Below are 24,996 nucleotides of genomic sequence, written 5' to 3'. Positions count from 1 at the left end.
TGGTAAACTAGCGTCAGCTTTTTAATGACCTAGGACTGACGTGCGCGCCATTCAATTTCCAGCTGACTTACCTGTCGTACAAGAAAAACAGACCATTCAAACCGCCATTGCGAAACACCAAGTGGTGATTATTGCTGGTGAAACGGGCTCTGGTAAAACAACTCAGTTACCTAAAATGCTACTTGAGATGGGCTATGGTAATGCGGATGAAGGGCGCATGATAGGTCATACGCAACCGCGCCGATTAGCCGCTCGCAGTGTTGCCGCACGGATTGCCCAAGAACTGCAAACCGAATTAGGTTCAGTGGTTGGTTACAAAGTTCGATTTCAAGACGAAACAGCAGCGGGAACGCGGATTAAGCTAGTGACTGACGGGATGTTGCTGGCTGAACTACAAACCGATCGTCTGCTGTCAAAATACGATGCAATTATTATTGATGAAGCGCATGAGCGCAGTCTGAACATCGATTTTCTACTCGGTGTCTTATCGACTTTATTGCCGAAAAGATCTGAGTTAAAACTGATCATTACCTCGGCTACCATTGAAACCGAGCGTTTTTCGAAACATTTTAATGCGGCGCCAATCATTACGGTCAGCGGACGCACTTACCCTGTAGAAATTCGTTATCGTCCGCTACAAGATGCCGATACCAATGATGATGATTTAGATGTTGTGCAAGGCGTTTGTGATGCCGTGCAAGAGTTACAGCGCGAAGCCTCGGGTGACGTGCTGATTTTTGCCAGTGGTGAACGTGAAATTCGAGATTTTGCTGAAGCGATTGGTGAACTGAATTTGGCAAACACGGAAATATTACCGTTATTTGCCCGTTTATCAGCAGCTGAGCAAAACCGCATATTTCAACCACATAGTATGCGTCGCGTGGTCATTGCCACAAACGTTGCCGAAACATCTCTAACTGTTCCGGGTATTCGTTATGTCATCGATCCGGGTACCGCACGTATCAGTCGTTACAGTTATCGCACCAAAGTACAACGTCTTCCAATTGAGAAAATCTCGCAAGCTAGTGCCAATCAGCGGGCAGGGCGATGTGGTCGGGTAGCCCCTGGGATATGTATTCGGTTATATAGTGAGGAGGATTTTCTCGCTCGCCCTGAATACACCGATCCTGAAATACTTCGCACCAATCTTGCGGCAGTTATTCTGCAAATGACCTCGGCGAAGCTAGGTGATATTCGCAAGTTTCCATTCATTGAACGGCCCGATGAACGCTATATCAATGATGGGGTTAACTTGCTCCAAGAACTGCATGCGATTGCGCCGAGTGGCCGTCGGCAGAATCGTCAAAAATCACGCGGTGGTTATCAAGGTCCGCGGTTAACGGCTGTTGGTCGTCAGTTAGCACAATTACCGTTGGATCCGCGATTGGCTCGCATGGTATTGGCGGCTAATGAATATGGCTGTATGCAGGAAGTGATGGTCATTGTGGCGGCATTGAGTATTCAAGACCCGCGTGAGCGACCACAGCAAGGTTCGCAAAAAGCAGATGAATTGCATCAGCGATTCCATGATAAAGATTCTGATTTTATGGGCTTTCTAAAGCTTTGGGGTTACTTGTCCGAATTGCAACATGAGTTGTCTAAAACGCAATTCAGGAAACGTTTAAAGCAAGAATTTTTGCACTTTCTTCGCGTACGCGAATGGCAGGATGTATATACGCAAGTGCGTCAGACCGTGCGTGGCTTAGGGTTTCGAATTAATCAAGAACCAGCCTCGTACGAAGCGGTTCACCGTGCACTGCTAACCGGTATGTTGTCTCAATTGGGCCAGAAGCAGGAAGGCCATGAGTACCTCGGTGCACGTAATCGCAAGTTTTATATTTTTCCAGGTTCTGGCTTATTCAAAAAGTCGCCGAAATGGGTGATGGCAGCGGAGTTGGTAGAAACCTCGCGCTTGTTTGCCCGCATGAACGCGCGTATTGAGCCTGAATGGATTGAACCGGCGGCGATGCACTTGGTGAAGCGGAATTATTTTGAGCCGCACTTCTCGAAGAAGCAGGGCTCAGTGATTGCCGACGAGCAGGTGACGTTATTTGGCCTGATTATTGTGCCGCGTCGTAAAGTTCAATACGGTCCGGTAAATGCTGCTGGCGCGCGTGAGATTTTCATTCGTGAAGGTCTAGTGCAAGGCCAGTTAAGTCGTGACTTACCCTTTATTGCACATAACCGCGCGCTTATTGACGATGTACGAAAGTTAGAAGAAAAATCACGCCGTCGCGACATTCTGATTGATGACGAAGCGCTATTTGACGCTTATGACCGTGAGATTCCTGCTGGTATCTATAACGAGCAGCTACTAACTGGTTGGTGGTACAAGGCGGTCAAACAAGAACCGAAGCTATTGCGCTTTGAACGCGATGATTTAATGGCGCAGGATGCGTCCCATGTTACCGAGTTGGATTACCCTGAGACTTGGCAACAAGGTAATCTGCGCCTTAAGTTACGTTACGTCTTCGATCCGAATGCCGCGGATGATGGAGTGACGGTTGAAGTGCCTCTGGCGCTACTAAACCAGATCACGACGCACGGATTTGATTGGTTAATTCCGGCATTGCGACATGATTTGGTCGTCGCTTGGATTAAATCATTGCCGAAGGCATTACGCCGCAACTTTGTGCCAGCGCCGAACTATGCGCAAGCATTCTTGGCTGACTGCAGTGCTGAATTAATTGCAAACATACCATTACTAGAGGCTTTAGCTGCCAAGTTACGGCGTATGACGGGAGTAACTATTCCTGCAGACGCTTGGGATGCGACACAACTGCCACAGCACTTGCGAATGAATTATGCGGTGATAGATGATCGCGGTGAAACTTTACGGATGAGTCGTGACTTAGAAAGCTTGCAACAAACAATGCAAGGGCAAGTGAAACATGCGCTCAAGCGCGCGGTGCAGCGAACTGAGCCAACACAGAAGGTTGCCACAGAATGGGTATTTGGCGAATTGCCAGATACGCTTGAGAAGCAACAGCAAGGTTACGCCATTAAAGCTTATCCTGCGCTGGTTCCTGATGGCGAAGGCGTACGCCAAGAGTTGTTTGATACACCCGCACAAGCGCAGCAGGCGCATCGACAGGGCTTACGCCAACTACTTCTAGCACAGTTACCTTCACCGGTTCGTTATTTACAGCAATCGCTGTCAAACAAAGCGAAGTTGGCGATGTATTACAACCCTTGGGGAAAAGTTGATGATTTGATCAACGACTGCATTATTGCTGCCTTAGATGAGATGATTGATGCGAATAGCGCACGTGATGCTGAAACATTCCGACAGCTCTATGAGGTTGCTCGAGCGGAGCTAAATGAGCGTGTCTCTGCCATTGCCACCTTGGTCGAGCCGTGTTTAATACGAAGCCAAACCATTCGAAAACGCTTGAAAGGCAAGGTGAGTCTGGACCAAATTCAGGCGCATGGCGACATTAAAGATCAGCTGGATCATCTTGTCTATCGTGGCTTTGTCAGCGATGTTGGCGCTGCCCGACTGCCGGATATCGTGCGGTATTTACAGGCGATTGAGCGCCGTCTTGAAAAGTTACCGGTTGATCCGAATAAAGATCGGTTGCACACGTTGGTAGTCACTGGGCTTCAACAAGATTATCAAGCGCTACTAGCGAAATTCCAGAAGGGGCAGGAGATACCGGAAGCGGTTAAAGACATTCGTTGGATGATTGAGGAACTGCGAGTGAGTTTGTTTGCGCAAACTCTAGGCACTCGTTTCCCAATCTCTGAGAAACGAGTACGACAAGCTTTAACTAGCGTATAAACCTAAATTGGCGCGTGAATACGCTTCAAAATCATCACAACCACCAATGTGCTGCTCATCAATAAAGATTTGCGGCACGGTTAATACTGGCTTACCCACAGTTTTTTCTAAGTCAGCCTTGCTGATGCCTTCGGCGTGCATGTCGATGTAACGAAACTCAAAATCGTCACGATCTTCTGCTAATTTTTCAGCAATTTGTTTCGCGCGTACGCAGAATGGGCAGCCTGGGCGACCAAAAATCACAGTAAACATTCGCTACTCCTGTTTTTTAAAAGCGATAATTACCGTGTATTTTCCTATAAACAGCGATGAGATGCCAATGGGTTTCGTTGATATAGATTATCGATTTTGTCGATTTATTGATTAATTTCGAGGTCGGTTTTTGCAGTACAGCAGCAGGCAAGGCAGTCGCCAGGGCGGATAAATGCGAGTGGGTCGTTCACGTAATCAACTTCACCGCTGACAAGTTGCACTCGACAAGCGCCACAGAAGCCATTGCGACAATGGTAATGCGGTTCTAAGCCGGCTTGCTCCATCGCTTCAAGCAGAGTTGTACCTTGTGAAGCATCAACGGTCAGCTCGTGCTGACCGTTGACTTTAACCTTAAAAAGCTGGCTCATGGGATGATTAAAGTTCGAAGTCTCCCAAATCGGCGGCACTTACTTCGCTATCGATTTGGCCCACTAAGTAAGACGTAATTTCAGCCTCCTGTGGTGCAACTTGAACGTTGTCAGAAACAAGATACTTATTCATCCATGGTAATGGGTTGCTACGCTGTTTGAATGGTGCGTCAAAGCCAATGGCTTCCATTCGCATATTGGCAATATATTCAACGTATTGGCAGAGCATTTCTTCGTTCAAACCAATCATTGAACCGTTGCGGAACAGGTAGTGCGCCCATTGTTTTTCTTGTTCAACGGCCTTCATGAAAATCGCGAGTGCTTCGTCGCGAAGCTCTTCTGCAATTTCTTTCATTTCAGGGTCGTCTTTGCCGTATTGCCACAGATTTAAAATTTGCTGGGTTGAAACCAAGTGAAGGTTTTCGTCGCGAGCAATCAAACGAATGATCTTGGAATTACCTTCCATTAAATCGCGCTCAGCAAAGGCAAACGTACAGGCAAAACTTACGTAGAAACGAATCGCTTCAAGCGCATTGACTGAGTTGATACACAAGAAAAGCTTCTTCTTCAGCTCGCGCATGCTAACCGTATGCATTTCGCCATCAACTTCCCATTCACCTTCGCCGTGGGTTTGCCAAAGCTGGGTGTAGAAAATCAAATCGTCATAGTATTGCGAGATGTCGATAGCGCGCTTTTGAATTTCTTCGTTGATCACGATGTCTTCAAAAACTTCACTCGGATCAGTAAAGAGGTTACGCAAAATGTGCGTATATGAGCGCGAATGAATGGTTTCAAAGAACGACCACGTCTCAATCCAGGTTTCAAGTTCTGGAATCGATACAATTGGCAGCAACGCTATGTTCGGGCTGCGGCCTTGTACTGAATCCAGTAGCGTTTGATATTTCAGGTTCGAAATAAAAATGTGCTTCTCGCTTTCAGTCAGCGCCTGAAAGTCAACGCGATCGCGGCTCACGTCAACTTCTTCTGGACGCCAGAAGAAGCTGATTTGTTTCTCGATGAGCTTTTCAAAAATACTGTGTTTTTGTTGGTCATAACGCGCCACGTTCACCGAGTTACCAAAGAACATCGGTTCGTGTAGCGGGTTAATCTGATTTTGATTAAACGTTGAATAACTCATAGTTTAGCGCACCTTAATTGTTGGCCGTTCCACGTTGTTAAATTTTGCAAGCACCGCCGGCGCAATCGTCGTCTTCTTCAACTACGGCTACGGTTGCTTGTTGGTTTTCTACTTCACGTGTTTTGGCTTCAACTTTATCGCGTAGGTCAACCTGGTTGTCAGATGCACCGTCACGCGTGTTGTGGTAATACAATGTTTTCACGCCAAGTTTGTAAGCATAAAGCAGGTCTTGTAGTAATTGCTTCATCGGCACTTTGCCGGCTTCAAACTTGTTCGGATCGTAGTTGGTATTTGCTGAAATGGTTTGATCAACGAACTTCTGCATAATACCGACAAGCTCTAAGTAACCTTTGTTACTTGGAATTTGCCAAAGTAATTCATACGCTTGCTTCAAGGTTTCGTATTCAGGCACTACTTGCTTGGTGATACCGTCTTTTGAAGCTTTAACGCTAATATGGCCACGTGGCGGCTCAATACCATTGGTTGCGTTTGAGATCTGTGACGAAGTCTCAGATGGCATTAACGCTGACAAGGTTGAGTTGCGCATACCATATTTCTTCACATCTTCGCGCAAGCTATCCCAATCGTAATGCAACGGCTCGCTGCACACGGTATCGAGATCTTTCTTGTAGGTATCAATTGGCATGATGCCTTTTGAGTACGTTGTTTCATTGAACTTCGGACACGCACCCATTTCCTTCGCCAAATTCATAGACGCTTTCATCAGATAATACTGAATGGCTTCGAAAGTGCGGTGCGTGAGGCCATTCGCTGACCCGTCAGAATAACGCACACCATTTTTCGCTAAATAATACGCGTAGTTGATTACACCGATACCTAAGGTACGGCGCCCCATGGTGGCATTACGCGCTGCCGGCACCGGATATTCTTGGTAATCGAGGAGGCTGTCGAGCGCGCGCACGGCTAATTCAGCCATCTCTTCTAAGTCATCCAGTGAGTTGATCGCGCCTAAGTTAAAGGCGGACAGCGTGCACAGGGCAATTTCACCTTCTTCATCGTTCACGTGCGCCAACGGCTTCGTTGGCAGGGCGATTTCCAGACATAAGTTGCTCTGGCGAATCGGCGCCACTTTCGGATCAAATGGGCTATGGGTGTTGCAATGGTCAACGTTTTGCAAGTAAATGCGGCCTGTGCTCGCACGTTCTTGCATAAACAAGCTAAAGAGTTCAATGGCTTTAATGCGCTTCTTACGAATTGATTCGTCAGCTTCGTACTGTTTGTACAAGCGCTCAAACTCGTCCTGGTCGGCGAAGAAAGCGTCGTATAAACCAGGTACGTCTGATGGACTAAACAGGGTGATGTAATCATCTTTGATTAAGCGTTGATACATCACACGGTTAAACTGTACGCCGTAATCTAGATGACGTACGCGGTTTTCTTCAACACCACGGTTGTTCTTGAGTACCAATAGGCTCTCAACTTCTAAGTGCCACAGTGGGTAGAAGAGGGTCGCGGCGCCGCCACGAACACCACCTTGTGAACAGCTTTTCACTGCCGTTTGGAAGTATTTATAGAATGGAATACAACCAGTATGGAACGCTTCACCACCACGAATCGGGCTACCGAGTGCACGAATACGACCGGCATTGATACCAATACCTGCACGTTGCGACACATATTTCACAATGGCACTCGCGGTGGCGTTAATCGAGTCGAGGCTATCGCCTGCTTCAATTAATACGCACGAGCTGAATTGACGAGTTGGTGTGCGCACGCCAGCCATAATTGGCGTTGGTAGCGAGATTTTGAACAGCGACGTCGCGTCGTAAAAACGTTTGACGTAGTCCAAGCGCGTTTCTTTTGGATAGTTGGCGAACAAACACGCGGCAACTAACACATACAAAAATTGAGCACTTTCGTAGATATCACCTGTGACACGGTTCTGAACGAGGTATTTACCTTCGAGCTGTTTCACAGCAGCATAGGAGAAGTTTAAATCGCGTGAATGATCAATAAAATCATTCATTTGCTCGAATTCTTCTTTGCTGTAGTCGGTTAGCAGGTGCTTATCATAGCGGCCTGACTCGACCATTTTGGTGACTTGGTCAAACAAATGTGGTGGCTCGAACTGGCCGTATGCCAATTTGCGCAAATGGAAAATAGCCAAGCGCGCAGCCATATACTGATAATCAGGTGCCTCTTCAGAAATTAAGTCGGCAGCTGCTTTGATAATGGTTTCATGAATGTCTTCAGTTTTGATGCCATCGTAAAACTGAATGTGTGATTTGATTTCGACTTGAGACACTGAGACGTCATTGAGGCCTTCTGCGGCCCAACTAATAACGCGGTGGATTTTGTCCAAGTTCAAAGGTTCACGTTCGCCGCTACGCTTAGTTACGAAGAGCTGTTGATTCATGAGGCGCATCCATAGTCGTTGTTGTTATGTGTTTTTTATGTAGCCACAAGATATGGTGCGACAGGACGTCGCTCGTGCGTTTTTTACACAATATCTTGGGTTAGCTGAATGACCTGTATCCTAGCACTTATCGTACGCTGATCAAGTGAAATTAGCGTGAAAAAATAGGTGTAAATGAGCAGGTGAAGTAGGGGCTTTCGCTAAAACGCTTGTCAATAAAGCGACTTAGGAAAATCAAGCAGGAAAAAATTTTTTCTTATTATTTTTTTGTCTGTTAAATGCAATGTTCAGATAACAATTTTATAAGGCACGTATAACAAGGCGTTTACAAGATCTTGATGGGTGAACAGGCTCACCCACAAGATATAGTGTTAATTGGTTAATTCGACCACAATCGCGGAAGGTCAAGCGGGTGCGAAATTTTTGCATGTGCACCCCAAGCAAGCGTGTCGTCAGTCACACTGATATAGCCGTATTCAGCTAACACGGTGAACATATTGGCACGCCGACCGGCTTCAATATCGCGTTCGGCATCACCAACGTACCAACAGTGCTCAGCTTTAATACCAAGATGAGTTGCCGCATAAAGCAATGGTGCGGGATCTGGCTTAGCCACTGGTAGTGTATCGCCACTCACGACCACTTTTATACCGGCTAGTTGTGGATACTGTGGCACTAATTGTTGGGTGAGTGCGTGAGGCTTGTTGGTCACAATGGCTACCGCTATTTGTTGCTGGTTTAGCTGCTCGAGTAAATTGGCAACACCGTCAAATAACTGCGTATGCACAGCAATCTGTTCAGCATAGGCGGTTAAAAATGCTTGGCGTAACTCGTCGCGACGGTGTTCAAATTCATCACCGTAAGCGTAACGCAATAAACCAGCAGAGCCATGCGAAGCCAGTGGCGTATATTCGGCGGCGCTAACCAACGGTCGTTGCTCGGCTGCTAACACGGTATTTAATGCGGCGCCCAAATCAGGTGCGGTATCTAATAATGTACCATCGAGATCAAACAACACCGCTTTCGGCGGTACTACTTTGGTTTGTGTAGGCATACGATGTAATTCACATCCACATTCGAATCATCAAGATAAAAACCGCGCCATGGCAAATAATGCATACCGGTCATGGTTTGCGCCTCTAGCCCTGCGGCATCGGTCATACGCAGTAATTCAGCCGGCTGAATAAATTTTTGATGTTGATGCGTGCCTTTTGGCACCCAACCCAATACATATTCAGCAGCAACAATACCTAATAACCACGATTTCACGTTTCGGTTCAACGTTGAAAAAAATACGTAACCACCTGGCTTCACCGAATCAGCCGCGGCTTGCACAATAGCACTGGGGTCAGGCACGTGTTCGAGCATTTCTAAACAGGTGACCACGTCAAACTGTTCGCGGTGCTCGCTCGCAAACTGCTCAGCAGGAATGCACTGATAATCAATTTGCAGTTGGCTCTCTAAGGCGTGTAAACGCGCCACTTGCAACGATTGTTCTGCCATATCAATACCGGTGACGGTAGCACCGGCTTTCGCCAAGCCTTCCGCCAATAAGCCGCCGCCACAGCCAATATCAAGGACGCGTTGACCAAAAACACCATCACAATGGCGCAAAATATAATCAAGGCGCAGTGGATTTATAAGGTGTAGTGGTTTGAATTCGCCTTCTGGGTCCCACCAACGGGAGGCGATGGCACTAAATTTTTCAATTTCTGCTGGATCAACGTTCGAATTTGCGGTCATAGGGCTTCTGCTACGGCTTAAAAGTCGGTACAGTGTACTCAACCTACAGGGATAAAAAAAGATGCGATAGCAGCTCGCTACGGGTACAATGCGCTATCGTACGAATTATAAGAAAGACAGAGCGTTTAGGGATATAACTACTATGAGTGATCTCGCCAGAGAAGTCGTTCCGGTCAATATTGAAGATGAGCTGAAAAGTTCATACCTCGATTACGCCATGAGTGTAATTGTAGGTCGGGCATTGCCGGATGTACGTGATGGTCTCAAGCCAGTTCACCGTCGCGTGTTATTCGCGATGAATGAACTACGCAATGATTTCAACAAGCCATATAAAAAGTCAGCGCGTATTGTTGGTGATGTGATTGGTAAATATCACCCGCATGGTGATAGTGCCGTGTACGACACCATTGTTCGTATGGCACAGCCGTTCTCGCTGCGTTATATGCTGGTTGATGGCCAAGGTAACTTTGGTTCCGTTGACGGTGACTCCGCAGCAGCCATGCGTTATACCGAAATCAGAATGGCAAAAATTGCCAGCGAATTACTCTCCGATCTCGACAAAGAGACTGTCGACTTTGTGCCAAACTACGATGGCACGGAACAAATTCCTGAAGTATTACCAACCCGCGTACCGAACCTGTTAGTAAACGGTTCATCAGGTATTGCTGTGGGTATGGCAACCAATATTCCGCCACACAACTTAACCGAAGTTGTGAATGGTTGCTTGGCAATGATTGATAATCCGGATATTCAAATTGATGAATTGATGGAATATATCCCAGGGCCAGACTTCCCAACGGCAGCAAGTATTTCTGGCCGTGCTGGCATTATTGAGGCTTATAAAACCGGTCGTGGTCGTATTCATTTACGCGCGAAAGCGGAAATTGAAACCGATAGTAATGGTCGCGAAGCGATTATTGTCACGGAAATTCCGTATCAGGTTAATAAAGCGAAGTTGATTGAAAAAATCGCTGAGCTGGTGAAAGAAAAACGCCTCGAAGGTATCAGTGGTTTGCGTGATGAGTCAGACAAAGACGGCATGCGCATTGTTATTGAGCTGAAACGTGGTGAAGTTTCTGAAGTTATCTTGAACCATTTATATGCCAACACCCAAATGCAAGTGGTGTTCGGTATTAACATGGTGGCACTGGATAAAAACCAACCACGCTTGTTTAACCTTCGCGATATGTTGGAATGCTTTATTCTGCACCGTCGTGAAGTGGTGACACGTCGCTCGGTGTATGAATTACGCAAAGCGCGCGAACGTGCTCATATCTTAGAAGGTTTAGCGATTGCGCTTGCCAATATCGATGAAGTGATTGAACTGATTCGTCGTTCACAAACCGCTGCTGATGCGAAAGCTGGCTTAACTAGCCGTGCATGGCAGTTGGGAGATGTAGCGGCGATGCTTGAGCGCGCTGGTGTTGATGCGGCGCGTCCAGATCACTTAAGCGCTGAATTTGGTATTCGCGATGGTCAGTATTATCTGACGGAAGAACAAGCCCAAGCCATTCTTGATTTGCGTTTACACAAATTAACTGGTCTTGAGCACGAGAAAATTCTTGAAGAATACAAGAACCTGCTACAACAAATTGAAGAATTGCTGCACATCTTGAATAGCGCTGAGCGTTTGATGGAAGTGATTCGTGAAGAGCTCGAAAAAGTGAAAGCGGAATATGGCGATGCGCGCCGTACCGAAATCACCGCAGCTGCGCACGATATCAGCATGGAAGATTTGATTAATGAAGAAGACGTGGTTGTGACCTTGTCACACCATGGTTACGTGAAATATCAGCCGTTAACAGAATATGAAGCGCAACGTCGTGGTGGCAAGGGTAAATCAGCTACTAAGATGAAAGACGAAGACTTTATTGAACGCCTATGGGTTGCTAATACGCACGATACGATTTTGTGCTTCTCGACCCGCGGCCGTATTTACTGGATGAAAGTTTACAACTTGCCACTCGCTACGCGCACCGCGCGTGGTCGACCTATTGTGAACTTGCTGCCATTGGAAGAGGGCGAGCGAATCACCGCTATCTTGCCAACGCGTGACTACCCAGAAGATAAGTACATTGTGATGGCAACGCGTAAAGGTACGGTGAAGAAGACGCCTATGGAAGCCTACTCGCGTCCGCGCAGTGGCGGTATCATTGCGTTGAACCTGAATGACGGTGATGAGTTGATCGGTGTAGATGTGACCACTGCAGGCGATGAGATCATGTTGTTCTCTGACGGCGGTAAAGTGGTGCGCTTTAGTGAAGATCAAGTTCGTTCAATGGGTCGTACCGCTACTGGTGTCCGTGGTATTCGCCTCGGTGAAGGCCAGAGCGTGGTATCACTTATTGTACCGCGTACCATTGAAGAAGAAGTGCCGTGTATTCTGACAGTAACCGAAAATGGTTACGGTAAGCGTACACCAATCACTGATTATCCAGCGAAGAGCCGAGCAACTAAAGGTGTTGTTTCAATTAAAGTCAGCGAGCGCAATGGCCAAGTGGTTGGCGCCATGGAAGTGGTTGAAGCGAACCAAATCATGCTTATCAGTAATAAAGGTACGCTGGTACGTACCCGTGTTAGTGAAGTGTCGATTGTTGGCCGGAATACCCAAGGTGTGCGCTTGATTCGTACCGGTGCCGATGAACAAGTTGTTGGCATGCAGCGTATTGATGAAGTTGACGAAGATGATGAAACTGATGCGCTGTTGAACGAGCCGGTAGAAGGCGAGGACACAAGCGAGCCTTTAGACGACGATGCGGATGATGACGTAGCGACTGACGATGTAAGTGAGGATTAATTGCATGAGTGCCCCGTTTAACTTTTCTGCGGGGCCGGCAATGCTGCCGGCAGAGGTCATGAAACAAGCTCAGGAAGAGTTCCTAAATTGGAACAACCTGGGCATTTCAGTGATGGAAATTAGTCATCGTGATCCGATTTTTATTCGGATGGCCGAGCAAGCCGAGCAAGACTTGCGCGATTTGATGGCAATACCGAACAACTACCAAGTGCTATTTATGCACGGCGGTGGCCGTGGTCAGTTTAGCGCCGTGCCGCAAAATATTGCGGGGCCAAACGCCACAGTCGATTATTTGAATTGTGGTATTTGGTCTGATTTTGCCATTCGCGAAGCGCAAAAATACGTGCAACAGGTGAATGTTGTTGGTGCGTCAGTGCAAACCGAGCAGGGCAAAGCATTAGCGCCACGCGAAAGCTGGCAATTGTCAGACAATGCGGCGTATTTTCACTATTGTCCGAACGAAACGGTTGATGGCATTGCGTTGCATGGGATTCCTGATGTGAATGCGCCAATTGTCGCAGACATGTCCTCTAACATCCTCTCTGAACCGCTCGATGTTAGCCGCTTTGGTGTGATTTACGCCGGCGCTCAAAAGAACATTGGTCCGTCTGGATTTGCGATTGCGATTGTCCGTGATGACCTACTTGGCCATGCCCAAGGCAATACCTCGACGATTATGGATTACACCGTTCAGGCCAAAGAACGCTCAATGTATAACACCCCAAATACTTTCGCTTGGTATTTGTCTGCGCTGGTTTTCCAGTGGCTCAAGCGCCAAGGTGGTGTTGAGGCTATGGGGCGAATGAACCACGCCAAAGCCAGCAAGCTGTATCAATATATTGACAGTTCTGACTTCTACAGTAACCCAGTTCACCCTAACTATCGTTCGATTATGAACGTACCATTCTTGCTAGCTGACGAACGCCTTGACGGTGATTTCTTAAAGCAAGCAGAACAAGCTGGGCTGCTGGGGCTAAAAGGGCACCGTTTTGTCGGTGGTATGCGCGCGAGTATTTATAATGCGATGCCGATGGCTGGGGTGGATGCGTTGGTTGAATTTATGCGCGAATTCGAGCGCAAGGCCTAAAAACATAAAAGCGTTATTGGTTATTCGTTAGTCGTTATTCGATGAATGAAAACCAATAACGAGTAACGAACAACGAGTAACGATTTCTATGACTGAATTTAATGCCAAAGAATTAGCGAACCCTGGGGTTCGTAACTTAAGCCCTTATCAAGCGGGCAAGCCCATTGAAGAAGTAGAGCGTGAGCTTGGAATTAAGAATATTGTGAAGCTGGCTTCGAATGAGAATCCACTTGGTTTGAGTGCGAAGGTAAAAGCTGCATTGCAAGATACGCTGAACGGTTTAGCTCGCTACCCAGATGCCAATGGCTTTTACTTGAAAAGCAAGTTAGCGAGCAAGTTTGGCGTTCATACGAATCAAATCACTTTAGGTAATGGCTCGAATGATGTGCTTGAGCTATTGGCTCGCACGTTTGTTGATGCTAGCCATGAGGTGATTTTTGCGCAGCACGCGTTTGTGGTGTACCCACTGGTGACACAGGCGATTGGTGCGACTGGCGTAGCGGTTCCAGCGAAAGATTATGGGCATGATTTACCAGCGATGTTAAAGGCGATTACGCCGAAAACGCGGATGATTTTTATCGCGAATCCAAATAACCCAACGGGTACATTTTTAAGTACCGAAGCGCTGGCTGATTTTATTGCGCAAGTACCAAGCAATATCTTGGTGGTTCTTGATGAAGCCTACTACGAATATGTCGACGAAGCAGAGCGTGCACCGTCGGTTGAGTGGGTTGCGAAATACCCAAATTTGATTGTTAGTCGGACATTCTCGAAAGCCTATGGTTTAGCTGGTTTGCGTGCAGGGTATGCAATTTCGCATCCAGAAGTTGCCGATTTAATGAATCGTATTCGTCAGCCATTCAATATGAATAGCCTGAGTTTACGCGCGGCAGAAGTCGTGTTGGATGATGAGGAGTATTTAGCTGAATCCATTCGCGTGAATAAAGAAGGCATGCAGCAACTTGTTGCTTTCTGTGAAGATAATGGTTTGAACTATATTCCTTCGCACGGCAACTTCTTAACCATTGAAGTTGGCCCGGAAGCAGGCGACATGTATCAAAAACTCCTCCGTGCTGGCGTGATTGTGCGTCCGGTTGCGGGCTATCAGTTGCCGAATCATTTGCGCGTCAGTATTGGATTGCCAAGCGAAAACCAAGCGTTCATTGATGCCATGAAAACGATTCTATAGCACCTTAAGATGACCTCAGGCTCCCCATCAATAACACTTCAAAACCTGCAACAGTGTCACGGTGATGTGACACTGCCAGGCTCAAAAAGTATTGCGAATCGTGCCTTATTGATGGCGGCACTCTGTGCTGACGGGCAAAACACAACATTAACTAATGTACTGCGTAGTGACGACACTGAACGCATGCTCGAGGCATTAATCGAGCTTGGCGTTGCAATTGACGTTGCGGATGAAACTAGTACGACCATAAAAGTGATTGGTTGTGGTGGCAAGTGGTCGCAGCAACCTAAAGCCTTGGATTTAGGTAATGCGGGTACCGCGATGCGACCATTGTTGGCGGTTCTCAGTGCTACCTTGGAAGGGCACGCTTGTATTCTTACCGGGGATGCCCGCATGCAGGAGCGCCCAGTGCATGCATTAGTCGAGGCACTGCGTGCTGGCGGTGCGGAGCTGACTTGTTTGCAGCACGAGGGGTACCCGCCAATTGAACTGAAGGGTGGCCTACAAGGCGGTATGTTGACCATTGATGGCAGCGCCTCAAGTCAATACATTTCGGCCATGCTGATGGCATTACCATTGCTTGAGCAAGATAGTGTGCTGGAGCTTACCGGTACGGTTGTTTCCTGGCCCTATATTGAATTGACGCTTTCGATGTTGAAGCGCTTCGGTATAGAAGTACATCGTATTTGCCGTCAGGAATTTTTAATTCCAGGGCAGCAAACCTATCAGAGCCCGGGTGATTATTGGGTTGAGGGTGATGCGAGTGCCGCCTCGTACTGGTTGGCCGCGGCAGCTATTGGCGAAGGCCCGTTAACTGTTCATGGCGTGGGTAGTGAAAGTATTCAAGGCGATGTTAAGTTCGCTGATTATTTGGCGGAAATGGGTGCCGATGTCGAGGTTTCGCCGCATTCAATTACCGTTAAACGCGGTGAGTTGCGCGCATTGGATGCCGATTTAAATGCAATTCCGGATGCAGCCATGACGTTTGCAACACTCGCGTTGTTCGCCAAAGGTACCACCCATATTCGTAACATTGCGAATTGGCGTATTAAAGAAACCGATCGACTTGAAGCGATGGCTAATGAATTGCGTAAAGTTGGTGCCCACGTGGTGGAGACCGAAGATGCGATTTCGGTGACACCACCAGACGAAATCAAGCATGCAGAAATAGCCACTTATAACGATCATCGCATGGCGATGTGCTTTGCATTGTTAGGGTTTAGCACAGCCGGCGTTACGATCTTAGATCCAAATTGTTGTTCAAAAACCTATCCAAAGTTCTTCGATGAATTTTGTGCGATCACGCAATCTTCATAGAGATATCACGGAACGTTCACCAATTTAGGGTGCAATTTTCTGCCAGATCCGTATAATTGCGGCGCTTTTATTTGGTAGAGGATCGCATGACCAAAAACACACCTGTTATCACTATTGATGGCCCAAGCGGCTCAGGTAAAGGAACCGTCAGTCGAATTTTAGCTGATCAACTCGGTTGGCACTTACTCGACAGCGGAGCAATTTACCGCGTACTCGCCCTCGCAGCATTGCATCACGGATTTGCGGCTGACGATGAAGAGAGCTTGGTGGCGCTAGCTGGTTCTTTGGATGTGAAGTTTGATGTCGAAGAAGATCCGGAACTCACCCATATTATTCTAGAAGGCGAAGACGTCACCATGACCATTCGCACTCAAGAAGTTGCGAATATGGCTTCTAAGGTTGCCGCATTACCGCGTGTTCGCGAAGCGTTATTACGCCGCCAGCGTGCCTTTAAAGAGTTGCCAGGCTTGGTTGCCGACGGTCGTGATATGGGCACCGTTGTCTTCCCTGATGCCGCAGCGAAAATCTTTTTAACTGCAAGCCCCGAAGAGCGCGCACGTCGTCGCTTTGAGCAATTGCAGGAAAAGGGAATCGATGCTAAAATCGACCAATTAATCACCGAAATTCGCGAACGTGATGATCGGGACACGAACCGCTCGGTTGCGCCACTACGTGCTGCTGAGGGTTCGTTATTTATAGATTCAACGAATTTGAGCATCACTGAAGTGGTTGATCAAATTCTGCAGTTTGCTCATGGCAAATTGACTCAATCTGAGACGGGTAGCTAATCGAGCTATCAGCTTAGGGGTCTGTAGCAAGGAAAGCCATCAGATCAATTTTAACAACCCCGCCATTCGGGAGTGCTTGGTGGACGTACTTAACTAAAAGTAGTTAACACATATGTCAGAAAATTTTGCACAACTGTTTGAAGAAAGCCTCAAAGAGGTCGAAACTCGCCCAGGTTCTATCGTTAAAGGCACCATCGTAGCTATCAACCGTGACGTTGTTCTTGTTGACGCCGGTCTGAAATCTGAAAGTGCTATCCCAGTTGAACAATTCCGTAACGCTGAAGGCGTTGTTGAAGTTCAAGTTGGCGACGAAATCGACGTTGCCCTGGACGCCGTTGAAGACGGATTTGGTGAAACTATCCTGTCTCGCGAGAAAGCGAAGCGCTACGAAGCTTGGTTGCAGCTTGAGAAAGCATACGAAGACCAAGAAACTGTTACTGGCTTAATCAGCGGTAAAGTTAAAGGCGGCTTCACAGTTGATTTGGGTGGCGTACGCGCGTTCTTGCCAGGTTCATTGGTAGACGTTCGTCCGGTTCGTGAAACCACGCACCTCGAAAACAAAGAATTAGAGTTCAAAGTTATCAAGCTTGACCAGAAGCGCAACAACGTTGTTGTTTCACGTCGTGCAGTGATTGAAACTGAGAACAGTGCAGAGCGCGATGAGTTGCTTGAGAACCTACAAGAAGGCCAAGAAGTTAAAGGTATCGTTAAGAACCTTACTGATTACGGTGCATTCGTAGACTTGGGCGGCGTTGACGGCTTGTTGCACATCACCGACATGGCTTGGAAACGCGTTAAACACCCAAGCGAAGTTGTGAACGTTGGCGACGAAATCAACGTGAAAGTATTGAAGTTTGACCGTGACCGTACTCGCGTATCATTGGGTCTGAAGCAGTTAGGTGCTGATCCATGGGCTGATATCGCAGCACGTTACCCAGAAGGTCATCGTTTGACTGGTCGCGTAACCAACTTAACTGACTACGGTTGCTTCGTTGAAATCGAAGAAGGCGTTGAAGGTTTGGTTCACGTTTCAGAAATGGATTGGACCAACAAGAACGTACATCCTTCTAAAGTTGTTAACTTGGATGACGTTGTTGAAGTTATGGTTCTTGAAATCGATGAAGAACGTCGTCGTATTTCACTTGGCCTGAAACAGTGTAAAGCTAACCCGTGGGAAGAGTTCGCGAAGAACTTCAACAAGGGCGACAAAGTGTCTGGTAAGATCAAGTCAATCACTGACTTCGGTATCTTCATCGGTCTTGATGGCGGCATCGACGGTTTGGTTCACTTGTCAGACATTAGCTGGAATGCAACTGGCGAAGAAGCGGTTCGCGACTTCAAGAAAGGCGAAGAAGTTACTGCTGTTGTATTACAAGTTGACGCTGAGCGTGAGCGTATTTCTTTGGGTATCAAGCAACTTGAAGAAGATCCGTTTAACAATTACCTAGCAGCTAACAAAAAAGGTGCTATTGTTAAAGGTAAGGTCATCGAAGTTGATGCCAAAGGCGCTAAAGTTGAGCTAGCTGATAGCGTTGAAGGTTACGTTCGCGTAGCTGACATTTCACGTGACCGTGTTGAAGACGCGACCACTGAATTGAAAGTAGGCGACGAAGTTGAAGCTCGTTTCATGGGCGTAGACCGTAAAAACCGTACCTTGAGCCTGTCAATTCGCGCGAAAGACGAAGTTGAAGAGAAAGAAGCTCTTGAGTCTGTGAACAAGCAGCAAGACGAAGCTGACTTCACAAACGCAATGGCTGAAGCCTTCAAAGCGGCTAAGAGCGACGACTAAAATTAGCTTGAACGTGGGCTTGATGCATTGACGCATTAGTAGAGGAGCATGTGATGACAAAATCGGAACTGATTACCCAGTTAACGAAGTTGTACCCAGAGCTTTCTCCGCGTCAGGTTGAAGATGCGGTGAAAGAACTTATCGAGCAGATGGCGCAGTATATGGCCACTGGTGGACGTATTGAGATACGTGGATTCGGTAGTTTTTCACTGCATTATCGAGCCCCACGTGAAGGGCGAAATCCGAAGACTGGTGAAAAAGTGCAGTTGGACGAAAAATACGTTCCGCACTTTAAACCGGGTAAAGAACTGCGAGAGCGGGTCGATAACATCGGATAATTTAACGTCGAGTTAACGAAAACGGCATGCTATAGTAAGCATGCCGTTTTTTTATATGCGCGAGACAGGAAAGAATATGATTCGATTCATTTTTGTTAGCCTTCCTTTAATAGTTTTGTTCCTGATAGCAGTCGCCTTTGGTGCGTTGAATAAGCAGGTTATTGCGGTTGACTTTATCGTCGCGCAACAACAAATTAGTGTGGCTACATTAACGGCGTTATTTTTAGCCGTGGGTTTTCTTATCGGCTTATTAAGTATGCTCGGTGCCCAATGGATGCTACGACGTGACATTCGTAAATTAAAAAAACAATTGGTGAATTCTAAGAGCGCTGCTTAATGTTAGAATTACTGTTTCTGTTACTTCCGGTTGCTGCTGCCTATGGTTGGTTCATGGGGCGTAATAGCGTTCGCAACGAGAATCGGCAAGAACAAGAACAGTTTTCACGTCAATATGTCACCGGCCTTCATTTATTACTTTCGGATCAACCCGACAAAGCCGTTGATCTCTTTATTGAATTATTAGACGTTGATTCCGATACTCTTGAAACCCATTGGGCTTTAGGTAAATTATTCCGACGTCGTGGTGAGCTCGATCGCGCCATAAAAATACATCAAAATTTAACTTCACGGCCAACCATCAGCGAGCAAGATCGTCGCCAGGCGATGTTCGAACTTGGTCTAGATTACTTAGCCGCCGGTATTTATGATCGTGCGGAAGAAATGTTGTTGGCCTTACAAAGCGATAAGCAGTTCCGTGAGGCCTGCCAACGCCATCTCTTAGAGCTCTATGAATCAACACACGAGTGGGACAAGGCCATTAAGGTAGCCCTGAAGCTGATGCGCTATGATCGCAGTGCCGAATTAATTGTCGCGCAGCTTTACTGTGAACTTGCAGAGCGCCAAAATGATACTGAGCATGCCGAAAAGTATTATTTAAAAGCACGCCAACATGATCCAGATTGTGTACGTGCGGCATTAGCGCTAGGGCGCATGTGGTACAACCAAGGGTTGTATCGTAAAGCGCAAAAAATGCTGGTTGGTATTCTCGATGAAGACGCTGAATTTGTTAGTGAAGCACTCCCATTAATTAAGGCCTGTTATGATGAATTGCAGGACATCGGCGGACTTATTCAGTTTTTACATCAATGTGTGAAATCAGCGCATTCTACGTCGGCTGCGGTGATGCTATCGGAAATGATCGCGCGCGAAAACGGCATTGAAGCGGCGGAACAATTTGTGCAGAACACACTGTTAGAAAATCCAACCATGAAAGGTTTCCATAAGCTTATGGATTTTCACATTCGTGCTGCTGATGTGGGTAAAGCCCGCGATAGTTTAAAAATGTTGCAGCGTATGGTGCAACAACAAATGCAACAGCGACCGAAGTATCGTTGTCGGCATTGTGGTTTTTCGGGAAGTACTCTGTACTGGCATTGTCCGTCATGCCGTACATGGGGCGAAATTAAGCCTATCATTGGGCTAGATGGAGAATAAATGACTCAGCAATCGTTAATTTTTGTGGCTTTAGATTATGACAATGCCGAATCAGCATGGCCGTTGATTGATAAGCTTTCGCCGCAGCAATGTGGTTTAAAAGTGGGCAAAGAGCTATTCACTAGTGCCGGGCCTGACTTTGTAAGAGAGCTGGTTCAGCGTGGGTTTAAAGTTTTTCTAGATTTGAAATTCCATGATATTCCCAACACAGTCAACAAAGCCGTGCGGGCTGCTGCTGAGCTCGGTGTATGGATGGTGAATGTGCACGCGAGTGGTGGCCGGCGGATGCTGGAAGCGGCGCGCGATGCGGTTGCGGATATACCTAACCGGCCTTATGTGATTGCGGTAACAGTGTTAACCAGCATGAGTGCAGAAGACCTTCAGGAAGTTGGTATTGATGTACCTCCCGCGGAACACGTACTTAAGCTTGCCAAGCTTACTCAAGCTGCAGGGTTAGATGGTGTTGTATGCTCCGCTTGGGAAGCTGAGGCCATTGCTGCAACCTGTGGTGCCGGCTTCTTACGCGTAACGCCAGGGATACGCCCTGTAGGTTCAGAGCAGGGCGATCAACGCCGTGTGATGACACCACCTGAGGCTGCGGCATTGGGAATCGAAGTGTTAGTGATTGGTCGTCCAATTACGCAGGCCCCCGATCCGGTTGCCGCGTTAAGTGAAATACAGGCATCTCTGACAGCGTAATACGCTTAAATTTTTAGCACCCCTTATCAATTCCTTCTAAACTCTCTCACGTGCACAACGTAATGATTGTGCACGTGCGAAAGCCTCTATTGATGCTTTTAATCTACGTTATTGAGGAGCGTTTATGTTACGGAAAACACTGATTTTCACTTCGATGCTTGCACCTTTGGTGATGCTCTCGCCGTCGCAAGCGGCTGCAATGGTTGCACCGATTCAAGCCGCGAGCCAAACTGCAGGCATAAATATTAATACTGCAGATGCAGAGCAGTTGGCGTATGCGTTAACAGGTGTTGGTATTAAGCGTGCAAAAGATATTGTGAAGCTGCGCGAAGAATTAGGGCAGTTTACTGATATTAATCAGTTAATGCAGGTGAAAGGTATTGGCCCGCGAATGCTTGAACTGAATAAAGACCGAATTGTGCTTTAAACAACAAAAGCAAAAGCGATATTAGCTATTAGATATTAACTATTAGATATTAGATATTAGTTGTTAGCGGGTGGTCTCGGTTTTGAGGTGATCGAGGCCAAACGCTTTCGGTGCAATCGCCATGCGATTACACCGCCAACCAGCCCGGCAAGATGGATATAGCCATAGTCTGTGCCAGCACTAAGTAAGATAGCGCTGTGCATGACCCCGATAATTTCAAGCAAAACTTTCAATACCAATAAGCCGATTACCAGTGGCGATAACCAATCGGTTCGAGCGTAATTATGTTGCGACCACTCTAGTAATAGGCTGGTCAACAGCAAACCATGAATAAGCGCGGATAAGCCGACAAACCGCTCTGGTGTGCCAATCAGCCACACAACTGCGATGCAAATGACGGTAATGACAATCACAGCATTGAACCAAGTGCGAACGCTAAAGTGGTGTGCAAAAAAGAGCGTTACGAGTACCAGAGCTATTGCATTTGTGACGGCGTGTGTTGCGTCAAGATGGAAGATATGGGCGGTAAAAATGCGCCATGGTTGTTGCCAGACAACGCTAGCGTGGTAGTCATATTGATCGAGTAACGAGCCTGTTTCTGCTTGATAGAAAGGTAACCAAATGGCAATAACGGCAATAAGTACCGACGCAATGATAACCTGAATACGCTCTGACATACGCGACCTTTTTATGATTGTTCTGATCTGCTTGAGCCCGTATGATAAGTGGTTATTCGCGTGGCTGTAAACTATCAACAGCCAAGAATTCGCTTAACAAGGATAATAACGATGCGCTATTTGATGTTGTTCGCTGCGTTAGCCGTTTCAGCATGCAGTGATGTCTCGCCAACCCAAGCAGATAAAACGGCGGCTTTAGACCCTGAGGCTGCGACAGGCTTTGTTGAGAAGTCTGGTGTTACGGCAAACCGACATATGGTTGCAGCTGCAACGCCAGCGGCTGCCCGTGCGGGTGAAGCTATTCTTGCCGCTGGTGGCACCGTGATTGATGCAGCTGTTGCGGTTCAAGCCATGCTGACACTGACCGAGCCGCAATCATCAGGATTAGGTGGTGGGGGTTTTATGCTGTATTGGGATGCCAAAGAGCAGAAGCTATTCACCATTGATGCGCGTGAAACCGCCCCGATGACAGCAACACCAGCGTTGTTTCTAGACGCTCAAGGGAAACCACCAAAGCAGTTTATGGATGCGGTAACTGGCGGCCGTTCCGTGGGTACGCCGGGTATTTTGCGAGGTCTCGAACTTGCACATGAACGCTGGGGAAAGTTGGCTTGGTCTGAACTCTTCTCTGAAACCATCGACAAAGCTGAGCACGGATTTGTAGTTGGTGAACGTCTGCAAAAGTTACTCGAATTAAAAATAAGCCCAGGGCTGTTAAAAATGTCACCGGGTAAGGAGTACTTCTATCCAAATGGTGAAGCACTGCAGGCTGGAAGTATTAAACAGAACCCTGAGTATGCAAAAACGTTGCGCTTGATTGCTGAAAAAGGTGCCGATGCTTTTTATCAAGGTGAGATTGCTGATGCGATTGTAAGAGCGGTCCAAAACGCGCCAATTAACCCAGGTTTGATGCAACACGATGATTTAGCAGTGTATCAGGCTATTCTTCGTGAGCCAGTGTGTGCCGAATACCGCGTTTACGAAGTGTGCGGCATGGGGCCGCCGAGTTCGGGCGGTATCACGGTGCTGCAAATTCTTGGCATGTTAGAAAACTTCCCTGTAAACGAGTGGGCTGTTAACTCTGAAACCGCGGTTCATCATTTTACTCAGGCTTCACGCTTAGCGTTTGCCGACCGTAATCGTTACATTGCCGATAGCGATTTTGTTGATGTGCCGGTTACTGAGCTTTTGAATAAGGGTTATTTGAGTGAGCGCGCCAGTCTTATTCAAGAAGGCGATATGGGTCGCGCTCAAGCCGGCGTGTTTACTCAATATAGTTATGCCGATGACCAATCGCCAGAATTTCCAAACACCACCCATGTGAGTATTGTCGACGCTGAAGGCAACGTCTTCTCCATGACATCAAGTATTGAAATGGGCTTTGGTTCGGGTGTGATGGCAGCTGGATTTTTACTCAATAATCAACTCACTGACTTTTCAATTGTGCCTGAAGTAAACGGTGAATTGGTTGCTAACCGTGTTGAGGCTGGTAAACGTCCACGCAGTTCTATGTCGCCGATGATGGTTTTTGATGCCAGCGGTGCACCGATACATGCGGTTGGTTCACCAGGTGGCGCACGTATCATTAATTATGTGGCACAAACGCTCGTTGGTTTACTCGATTGGGATCTCGATATGCAGGCAGCCATCGACTTACCGCATGTCACCAACTTAAATGGCGTCACGAGTCTAGAGAAAGGAACAGCTATTGAAGCTCTTGCCGACAGACTGCGTCACCGCGGTCATGACGTGAAGGTGCAAGATTTAAACAGTGGCTTACACGGTATCAGCTTGCTGAGCGATGGCACGCTTTATGGCGGCGCTGATCCACGTCGTGAGGGCATTGCTGCGGGTAATCAATAACGAAGTATAGACGGCGGCTAGCTTATGTACTTAATCCAGTCGCCGTAACCACGCTTTTCCATTTCTTCAACAGGAATAAATTCAACTGCCGCAGAATTGACGCAATGACGAGTACCGAGAGGTAATGGACCATCGTCAAATACGTGGCCAAGGTGAGAATCGGCTTGAGCACTACGAATTTCAGTACGAACCATGCCAAACTTCAGGTCTTGACGTTCAGTAACGGCCTGTTCATTGATGGTTTTTGTAAAACTGGGCCAGCCACAACTCGAATCAAATTTATCTGCTGACGAATAGAGCGGTTCGCCGCTGACAACATCGACGTAAATACCGCGCCGTTTTTCGTTCCAATAAGCGTTTTGAAACGGCGGCTCTGTGCCATCTTCTTGGGTGACATAATATTGCATGTCGGTCAGACGTTGTTTCAACTCTTCAGCATTTGGCTTTTTGAAACTTGCCATAGATATTAACCGACTTGCTTAGGGCGATTATTGGCAAATGGCGGCCAACCCATGGTAACACCAGCTAGTAAGTGCAAATGAATGTGATACACCGACTGGCCGCCATCTTCGTTGCAATTCATGACAACACGGTAACCGTCTTTCGCAAAGCCGAATTGCTGCGCTAAACGTGCTGCAACAATATACAAATGACCAACTAATTCACGATCGTTCTCTTCAATATCGTTGATGGTGGCAATGCGACGCTTTGGGATGATCAAAAGGTGTACAGGTGCTTGCGGATTGATATCTTTAAAGGCTAGACTCAGCTCGTCTTCATACACAATTTCTGCGGGTATCTCTTTGGCAATAATCTTGTCAAAAATAGTGGTACTCATGCCATTCACCTTTTAATTTTTTAATTAACCATAC

At 47.1% G+C, this 24,996-nt stretch carries 22 protein-coding genes; 13 read left to right on the top strand and 9 right to left on the bottom strand.

Features of this window, described 5'->3' with window-relative positions:
• Window positions 1-40 precede the first annotated feature (40 nt).
• Window positions 41-3,781 carry an ATP-dependent RNA helicase HrpA gene (hrpA, locus tag D3795_RS03525; RefSeq protein WP_156266294.1) on the top strand — a complete coding sequence of 1,247 codons (3,741 nt, stop codon included), beginning with the start codon at window positions 41-43 and terminating at the stop codon, window positions 3,779-3,781.
• On the opposite strand, the gene D3795_RS03520 is transcribed toward hrpA, so the two are convergent.
• The 6 genes from D3795_RS03520 to ubiG form a co-directional block, all read right to left on the bottom strand.
• The gene (locus tag D3795_RS03520; RefSeq protein ID WP_092854793.1) at window positions 3,767-4,033 is read right to left on the bottom strand and encodes a GrxA family glutaredoxin; all 267 of its coding nucleotides are present in this window, start codon (window positions 4,031-4,033) and stop codon (window positions 3,767-3,769) included. The genes hrpA and D3795_RS03520 overlap by 15 nt on opposite strands.
• 104 nt (window positions 4,034-4,137) lie before the next feature.
• A complete protein-coding gene (gene yfaE / locus D3795_RS03515) occupies window positions 4,138-4,401 on the bottom strand; it encodes a class I ribonucleotide reductase maintenance protein YfaE (RefSeq protein WP_156266292.1) in 264 nt (87 codons plus the stop codon).
• A 7-nt stretch (window positions 4,402-4,408) separates the two neighbouring features.
• A complete protein-coding gene (gene nrdB / locus D3795_RS03510; RefSeq protein ID WP_156266290.1) occupies window positions 4,409-5,539 on the bottom strand; it encodes a class Ia ribonucleoside-diphosphate reductase subunit beta in 1,131 nt (376 codons plus the stop codon).
• Between the two features lie 37 nt (window positions 5,540-5,576).
• On the bottom strand, window positions 5,577-7,916 hold the full coding sequence (nrdA, locus tag D3795_RS03505) for a class 1a ribonucleoside-diphosphate reductase subunit alpha (protein ID WP_156266288.1): 2,340 nt from the start codon (window positions 7,914-7,916) through the stop codon (window positions 5,577-5,579).
• A 379-nt stretch (window positions 7,917-8,295) separates the two neighbouring features.
• The gene (locus tag D3795_RS03500; RefSeq protein WP_156266286.1) at window positions 8,296-8,970 is read right to left on the bottom strand and encodes an HAD family hydrolase; all 675 of its coding nucleotides are present in this window, start codon (window positions 8,968-8,970) and stop codon (window positions 8,296-8,298) included.
• The gene (ubiG, locus tag D3795_RS03495; RefSeq protein ID WP_156266284.1) at window positions 8,949-9,659 is read right to left on the bottom strand and encodes a bifunctional 2-polyprenyl-6-hydroxyphenol methylase/3-demethylubiquinol 3-O-methyltransferase UbiG; all 711 of its coding nucleotides are present in this window, start codon (window positions 9,657-9,659) and stop codon (window positions 8,949-8,951) included. Before ubiG ends, D3795_RS03500 begins: the two co-directional genes overlap by 22 nt.
• A gap of 142 nt (window positions 9,660-9,801) precedes the next feature.
• On the opposite strand from ubiG, the gene gyrA reads away from it, so the two are divergent.
• The 11 genes from gyrA (at window position 9,802) to D3795_RS03440 (ending at window position 21,584) form a co-directional block, all read left to right on the top strand.
• Window positions 9,802-12,456, top strand: coding sequence for a DNA topoisomerase (ATP-hydrolyzing) subunit A (gene gyrA / locus D3795_RS03490; protein ID WP_156266282.1), 2,655 nt, complete (start codon window positions 9,802-9,804; stop codon window positions 12,454-12,456).
• 4 nt (window positions 12,457-12,460) lie between these two features.
• Window positions 12,461-13,543 carry a 3-phosphoserine/phosphohydroxythreonine transaminase gene (gene serC, locus D3795_RS03485; RefSeq protein ID WP_156266280.1) on the top strand — a complete coding sequence of 361 codons (1,083 nt, stop codon included), beginning with the start codon at window positions 12,461-12,463 and terminating at the stop codon, window positions 13,541-13,543.
• A gap of 88 nt (window positions 13,544-13,631) precedes the next feature.
• A complete protein-coding gene (gene hisC, locus D3795_RS03480) occupies window positions 13,632-14,732 on the top strand; it encodes a histidinol-phosphate transaminase (protein WP_156266278.1) in 1,101 nt (366 codons plus the stop codon).
• A 9-nt stretch (window positions 14,733-14,741) separates the two neighbouring features.
• The gene (gene aroA / locus D3795_RS03475) at window positions 14,742-16,049 is read left to right on the top strand and encodes a 3-phosphoshikimate 1-carboxyvinyltransferase (protein WP_156266276.1); all 1,308 of its coding nucleotides are present in this window, start codon (window positions 14,742-14,744) and stop codon (window positions 16,047-16,049) included.
• 86 nt (window positions 16,050-16,135) lie between these two features.
• Window positions 16,136-16,837 carry a (d)CMP kinase gene (gene cmk / locus D3795_RS03470; RefSeq protein WP_156266274.1) on the top strand — a complete coding sequence of 234 codons (702 nt, stop codon included), beginning with the start codon at window positions 16,136-16,138 and terminating at the stop codon, window positions 16,835-16,837.
• A gap of 112 nt (window positions 16,838-16,949) precedes the next feature.
• Window positions 16,950-18,626: a 30S ribosomal protein S1 gene (gene rpsA, locus D3795_RS03465; protein WP_126758737.1), complete on the top strand. Its 1,677-nt coding sequence runs from the start codon at window positions 16,950-16,952 to the stop codon at window positions 18,624-18,626.
• A 53-nt stretch (window positions 18,627-18,679) separates the two neighbouring features.
• Complete coding sequence (gene ihfB / locus D3795_RS03460) at window positions 18,680-18,964, top strand: integration host factor subunit beta (protein WP_156266272.1); 285 nt, start codon at window positions 18,680-18,682, stop codon at window positions 18,962-18,964.
• A gap of 76 nt (window positions 18,965-19,040) precedes the next feature.
• Complete coding sequence (locus tag D3795_RS03455; protein WP_173020979.1) at window positions 19,041-19,301, top strand: lipopolysaccharide assembly protein LapA domain-containing protein; 261 nt, start codon at window positions 19,041-19,043, stop codon at window positions 19,299-19,301.
• Window positions 19,301-20,458 carry a lipopolysaccharide assembly protein LapB gene (gene lapB, locus D3795_RS03450; protein WP_156266266.1) on the top strand — a complete coding sequence of 386 codons (1,158 nt, stop codon included), beginning with the start codon at window positions 19,301-19,303 and terminating at the stop codon, window positions 20,456-20,458. The genes D3795_RS03455 and lapB overlap by 1 nt, the downstream gene beginning before the upstream one ends.
• Entirely contained in the window at window positions 20,459-21,157 is a 699-nt protein-coding gene (gene pyrF, locus D3795_RS03445) for an orotidine-5'-phosphate decarboxylase (RefSeq protein ID WP_156266264.1), read from the top strand.
• 124 nt (window positions 21,158-21,281) lie between these two features.
• A complete protein-coding gene (locus D3795_RS03440; RefSeq protein ID WP_156266262.1) occupies window positions 21,282-21,584 on the top strand; it encodes a ComEA family DNA-binding protein in 303 nt (100 codons plus the stop codon).
• Between the two features lie 56 nt (window positions 21,585-21,640).
• Here the strand turns inward: D3795_RS03440 and D3795_RS03435 are convergent, their stop codons facing one another.
• Window positions 21,641-22,261, bottom strand: a complete 621-nt coding sequence (locus D3795_RS03435; protein ID WP_156266260.1) for a rhomboid family intramembrane serine protease — start codon at window positions 22,259-22,261, stop codon at window positions 21,641-21,643.
• A gap of 111 nt (window positions 22,262-22,372) precedes the next feature.
• Between D3795_RS03435 and ggt the strand changes: the two genes are divergently transcribed.
• Window positions 22,373-24,124, top strand: a complete 1,752-nt coding sequence (gene ggt, locus D3795_RS03430; protein ID WP_156266258.1) for a gamma-glutamyltransferase — start codon at window positions 22,373-22,375, stop codon at window positions 24,122-24,124.
• Between the two features lie 17 nt (window positions 24,125-24,141).
• Here ggt and msrB read toward each other — a convergent pair whose 3' ends face one another.
• Together msrB and D3795_RS03420 are read right to left on the bottom strand one after the other, a co-directional pair.
• Complete coding sequence (gene msrB / locus D3795_RS03425) at window positions 24,142-24,585, bottom strand: peptide-methionine (R)-S-oxide reductase MsrB (RefSeq protein ID WP_156266256.1); 444 nt, start codon at window positions 24,583-24,585, stop codon at window positions 24,142-24,144.
• A 5-nt stretch (window positions 24,586-24,590) separates the two neighbouring features.
• On the bottom strand, window positions 24,591-24,962 hold the full coding sequence (locus tag D3795_RS03420; RefSeq protein ID WP_156266254.1) for a histidine triad nucleotide-binding protein: 372 nt from the start codon (window positions 24,960-24,962) through the stop codon (window positions 24,591-24,593).
• Window positions 24,963-24,996: the final 34 nt, after the last annotated feature.

This window comes from Pseudidiomarina andamanensis (assembly GCF_009734345.1).
Taxonomy (GTDB): Bacteria; Pseudomonadota; Gammaproteobacteria; order Enterobacterales; family Alteromonadaceae; genus Pseudidiomarina; species Pseudidiomarina andamanensis.
Note: the sequence above shows the minus strand (reverse complement) of the source record. Positions and strands in the feature narration are given on the sequence as shown.

Bases quoted from the DNA above. Each gene is read 5' to 3' on its own strand.
- rpsA (WP_126758737.1), top strand. From the start codon at position 16,950: ATGTCAGAAAATTTTGCACAACTGTTTGAAGAAAGCCTCAAAGAGGTC.
- D3795_RS03420 (WP_156266254.1), bottom strand. From the start codon at position 24,962: ATGAGTACCACTATTTTTGACAAGATTATTGCCAAAGAGATACCCGCA.
- aroA (WP_156266276.1), top strand. From the start codon at position 14,742: ATGACCTCAGGCTCCCCATCAATAACACTTCAAAACCTGCAACAGTGT.
- serC (WP_156266280.1), top strand. From the start codon at position 12,461: ATGAGTGCCCCGTTTAACTTTTCTGCGGGGCCGGCAATGCTGCCGGCA.
- lapB (WP_156266266.1), top strand. From the start codon at position 19,301: ATGTTAGAATTACTGTTTCTGTTACTTCCGGTTGCTGCTGCCTATGGT.
- nrdB (WP_156266290.1), bottom strand. From the start codon at position 5,539: ATGAGTTATTCAACGTTTAATCAAAATCAGATTAACCCGCTACACGAA.
- D3795_RS03455 (WP_173020979.1), top strand. From the start codon at position 19,041: ATGATTCGATTCATTTTTGTTAGCCTTCCTTTAATAGTTTTGTTCCTG.
- D3795_RS03440 (WP_156266262.1), top strand. From the start codon at position 21,282: ATGTTACGGAAAACACTGATTTTCACTTCGATGCTTGCACCTTTGGTG.
- hisC (WP_156266278.1), top strand. From the start codon at position 13,632: ATGACTGAATTTAATGCCAAAGAATTAGCGAACCCTGGGGTTCGTAAC.
- yfaE (WP_156266292.1), bottom strand. From the start codon at position 4,401: ATGAGCCAGCTTTTTAAGGTTAAAGTCAACGGTCAGCACGAGCTGACC.
- D3795_RS03520 (WP_092854793.1), bottom strand. From the start codon at position 4,033: ATGTTTACTGTGATTTTTGGTCGCCCAGGCTGCCCATTCTGCGTACGC.
- ihfB (WP_156266272.1), top strand. From the start codon at position 18,680: ATGACAAAATCGGAACTGATTACCCAGTTAACGAAGTTGTACCCAGAG.
- pyrF (WP_156266264.1), top strand. From the start codon at position 20,459: ATGACTCAGCAATCGTTAATTTTTGTGGCTTTAGATTATGACAATGCC.
- D3795_RS03435 (WP_156266260.1), bottom strand. From the start codon at position 22,261: ATGTCAGAGCGTATTCAGGTTATCATTGCGTCGGTACTTATTGCCGTT.
- D3795_RS03500 (WP_156266286.1), bottom strand. From the start codon at position 8,970: ATGCCTACACAAACCAAAGTAGTACCGCCGAAAGCGGTGTTGTTTGAT.
- ggt (WP_156266258.1), top strand. From the start codon at position 22,373: ATGCGCTATTTGATGTTGTTCGCTGCGTTAGCCGTTTCAGCATGCAGT.
- msrB (WP_156266256.1), bottom strand. From the start codon at position 24,585: ATGGCAAGTTTCAAAAAGCCAAATGCTGAAGAGTTGAAACAACGTCTG.
- ubiG (WP_156266284.1), bottom strand. From the start codon at position 9,659: ATGACCGCAAATTCGAACGTTGATCCAGCAGAAATTGAAAAATTTAGT.
- nrdA (WP_156266288.1), bottom strand. From the start codon at position 7,916: ATGAATCAACAGCTCTTCGTAACTAAGCGTAGCGGCGAACGTGAACCT.
- gyrA (WP_156266282.1), top strand. From the start codon at position 9,802: ATGAGTGATCTCGCCAGAGAAGTCGTTCCGGTCAATATTGAAGATGAG.
- cmk (WP_156266274.1), top strand. From the start codon at position 16,136: ATGACCAAAAACACACCTGTTATCACTATTGATGGCCCAAGCGGCTCA.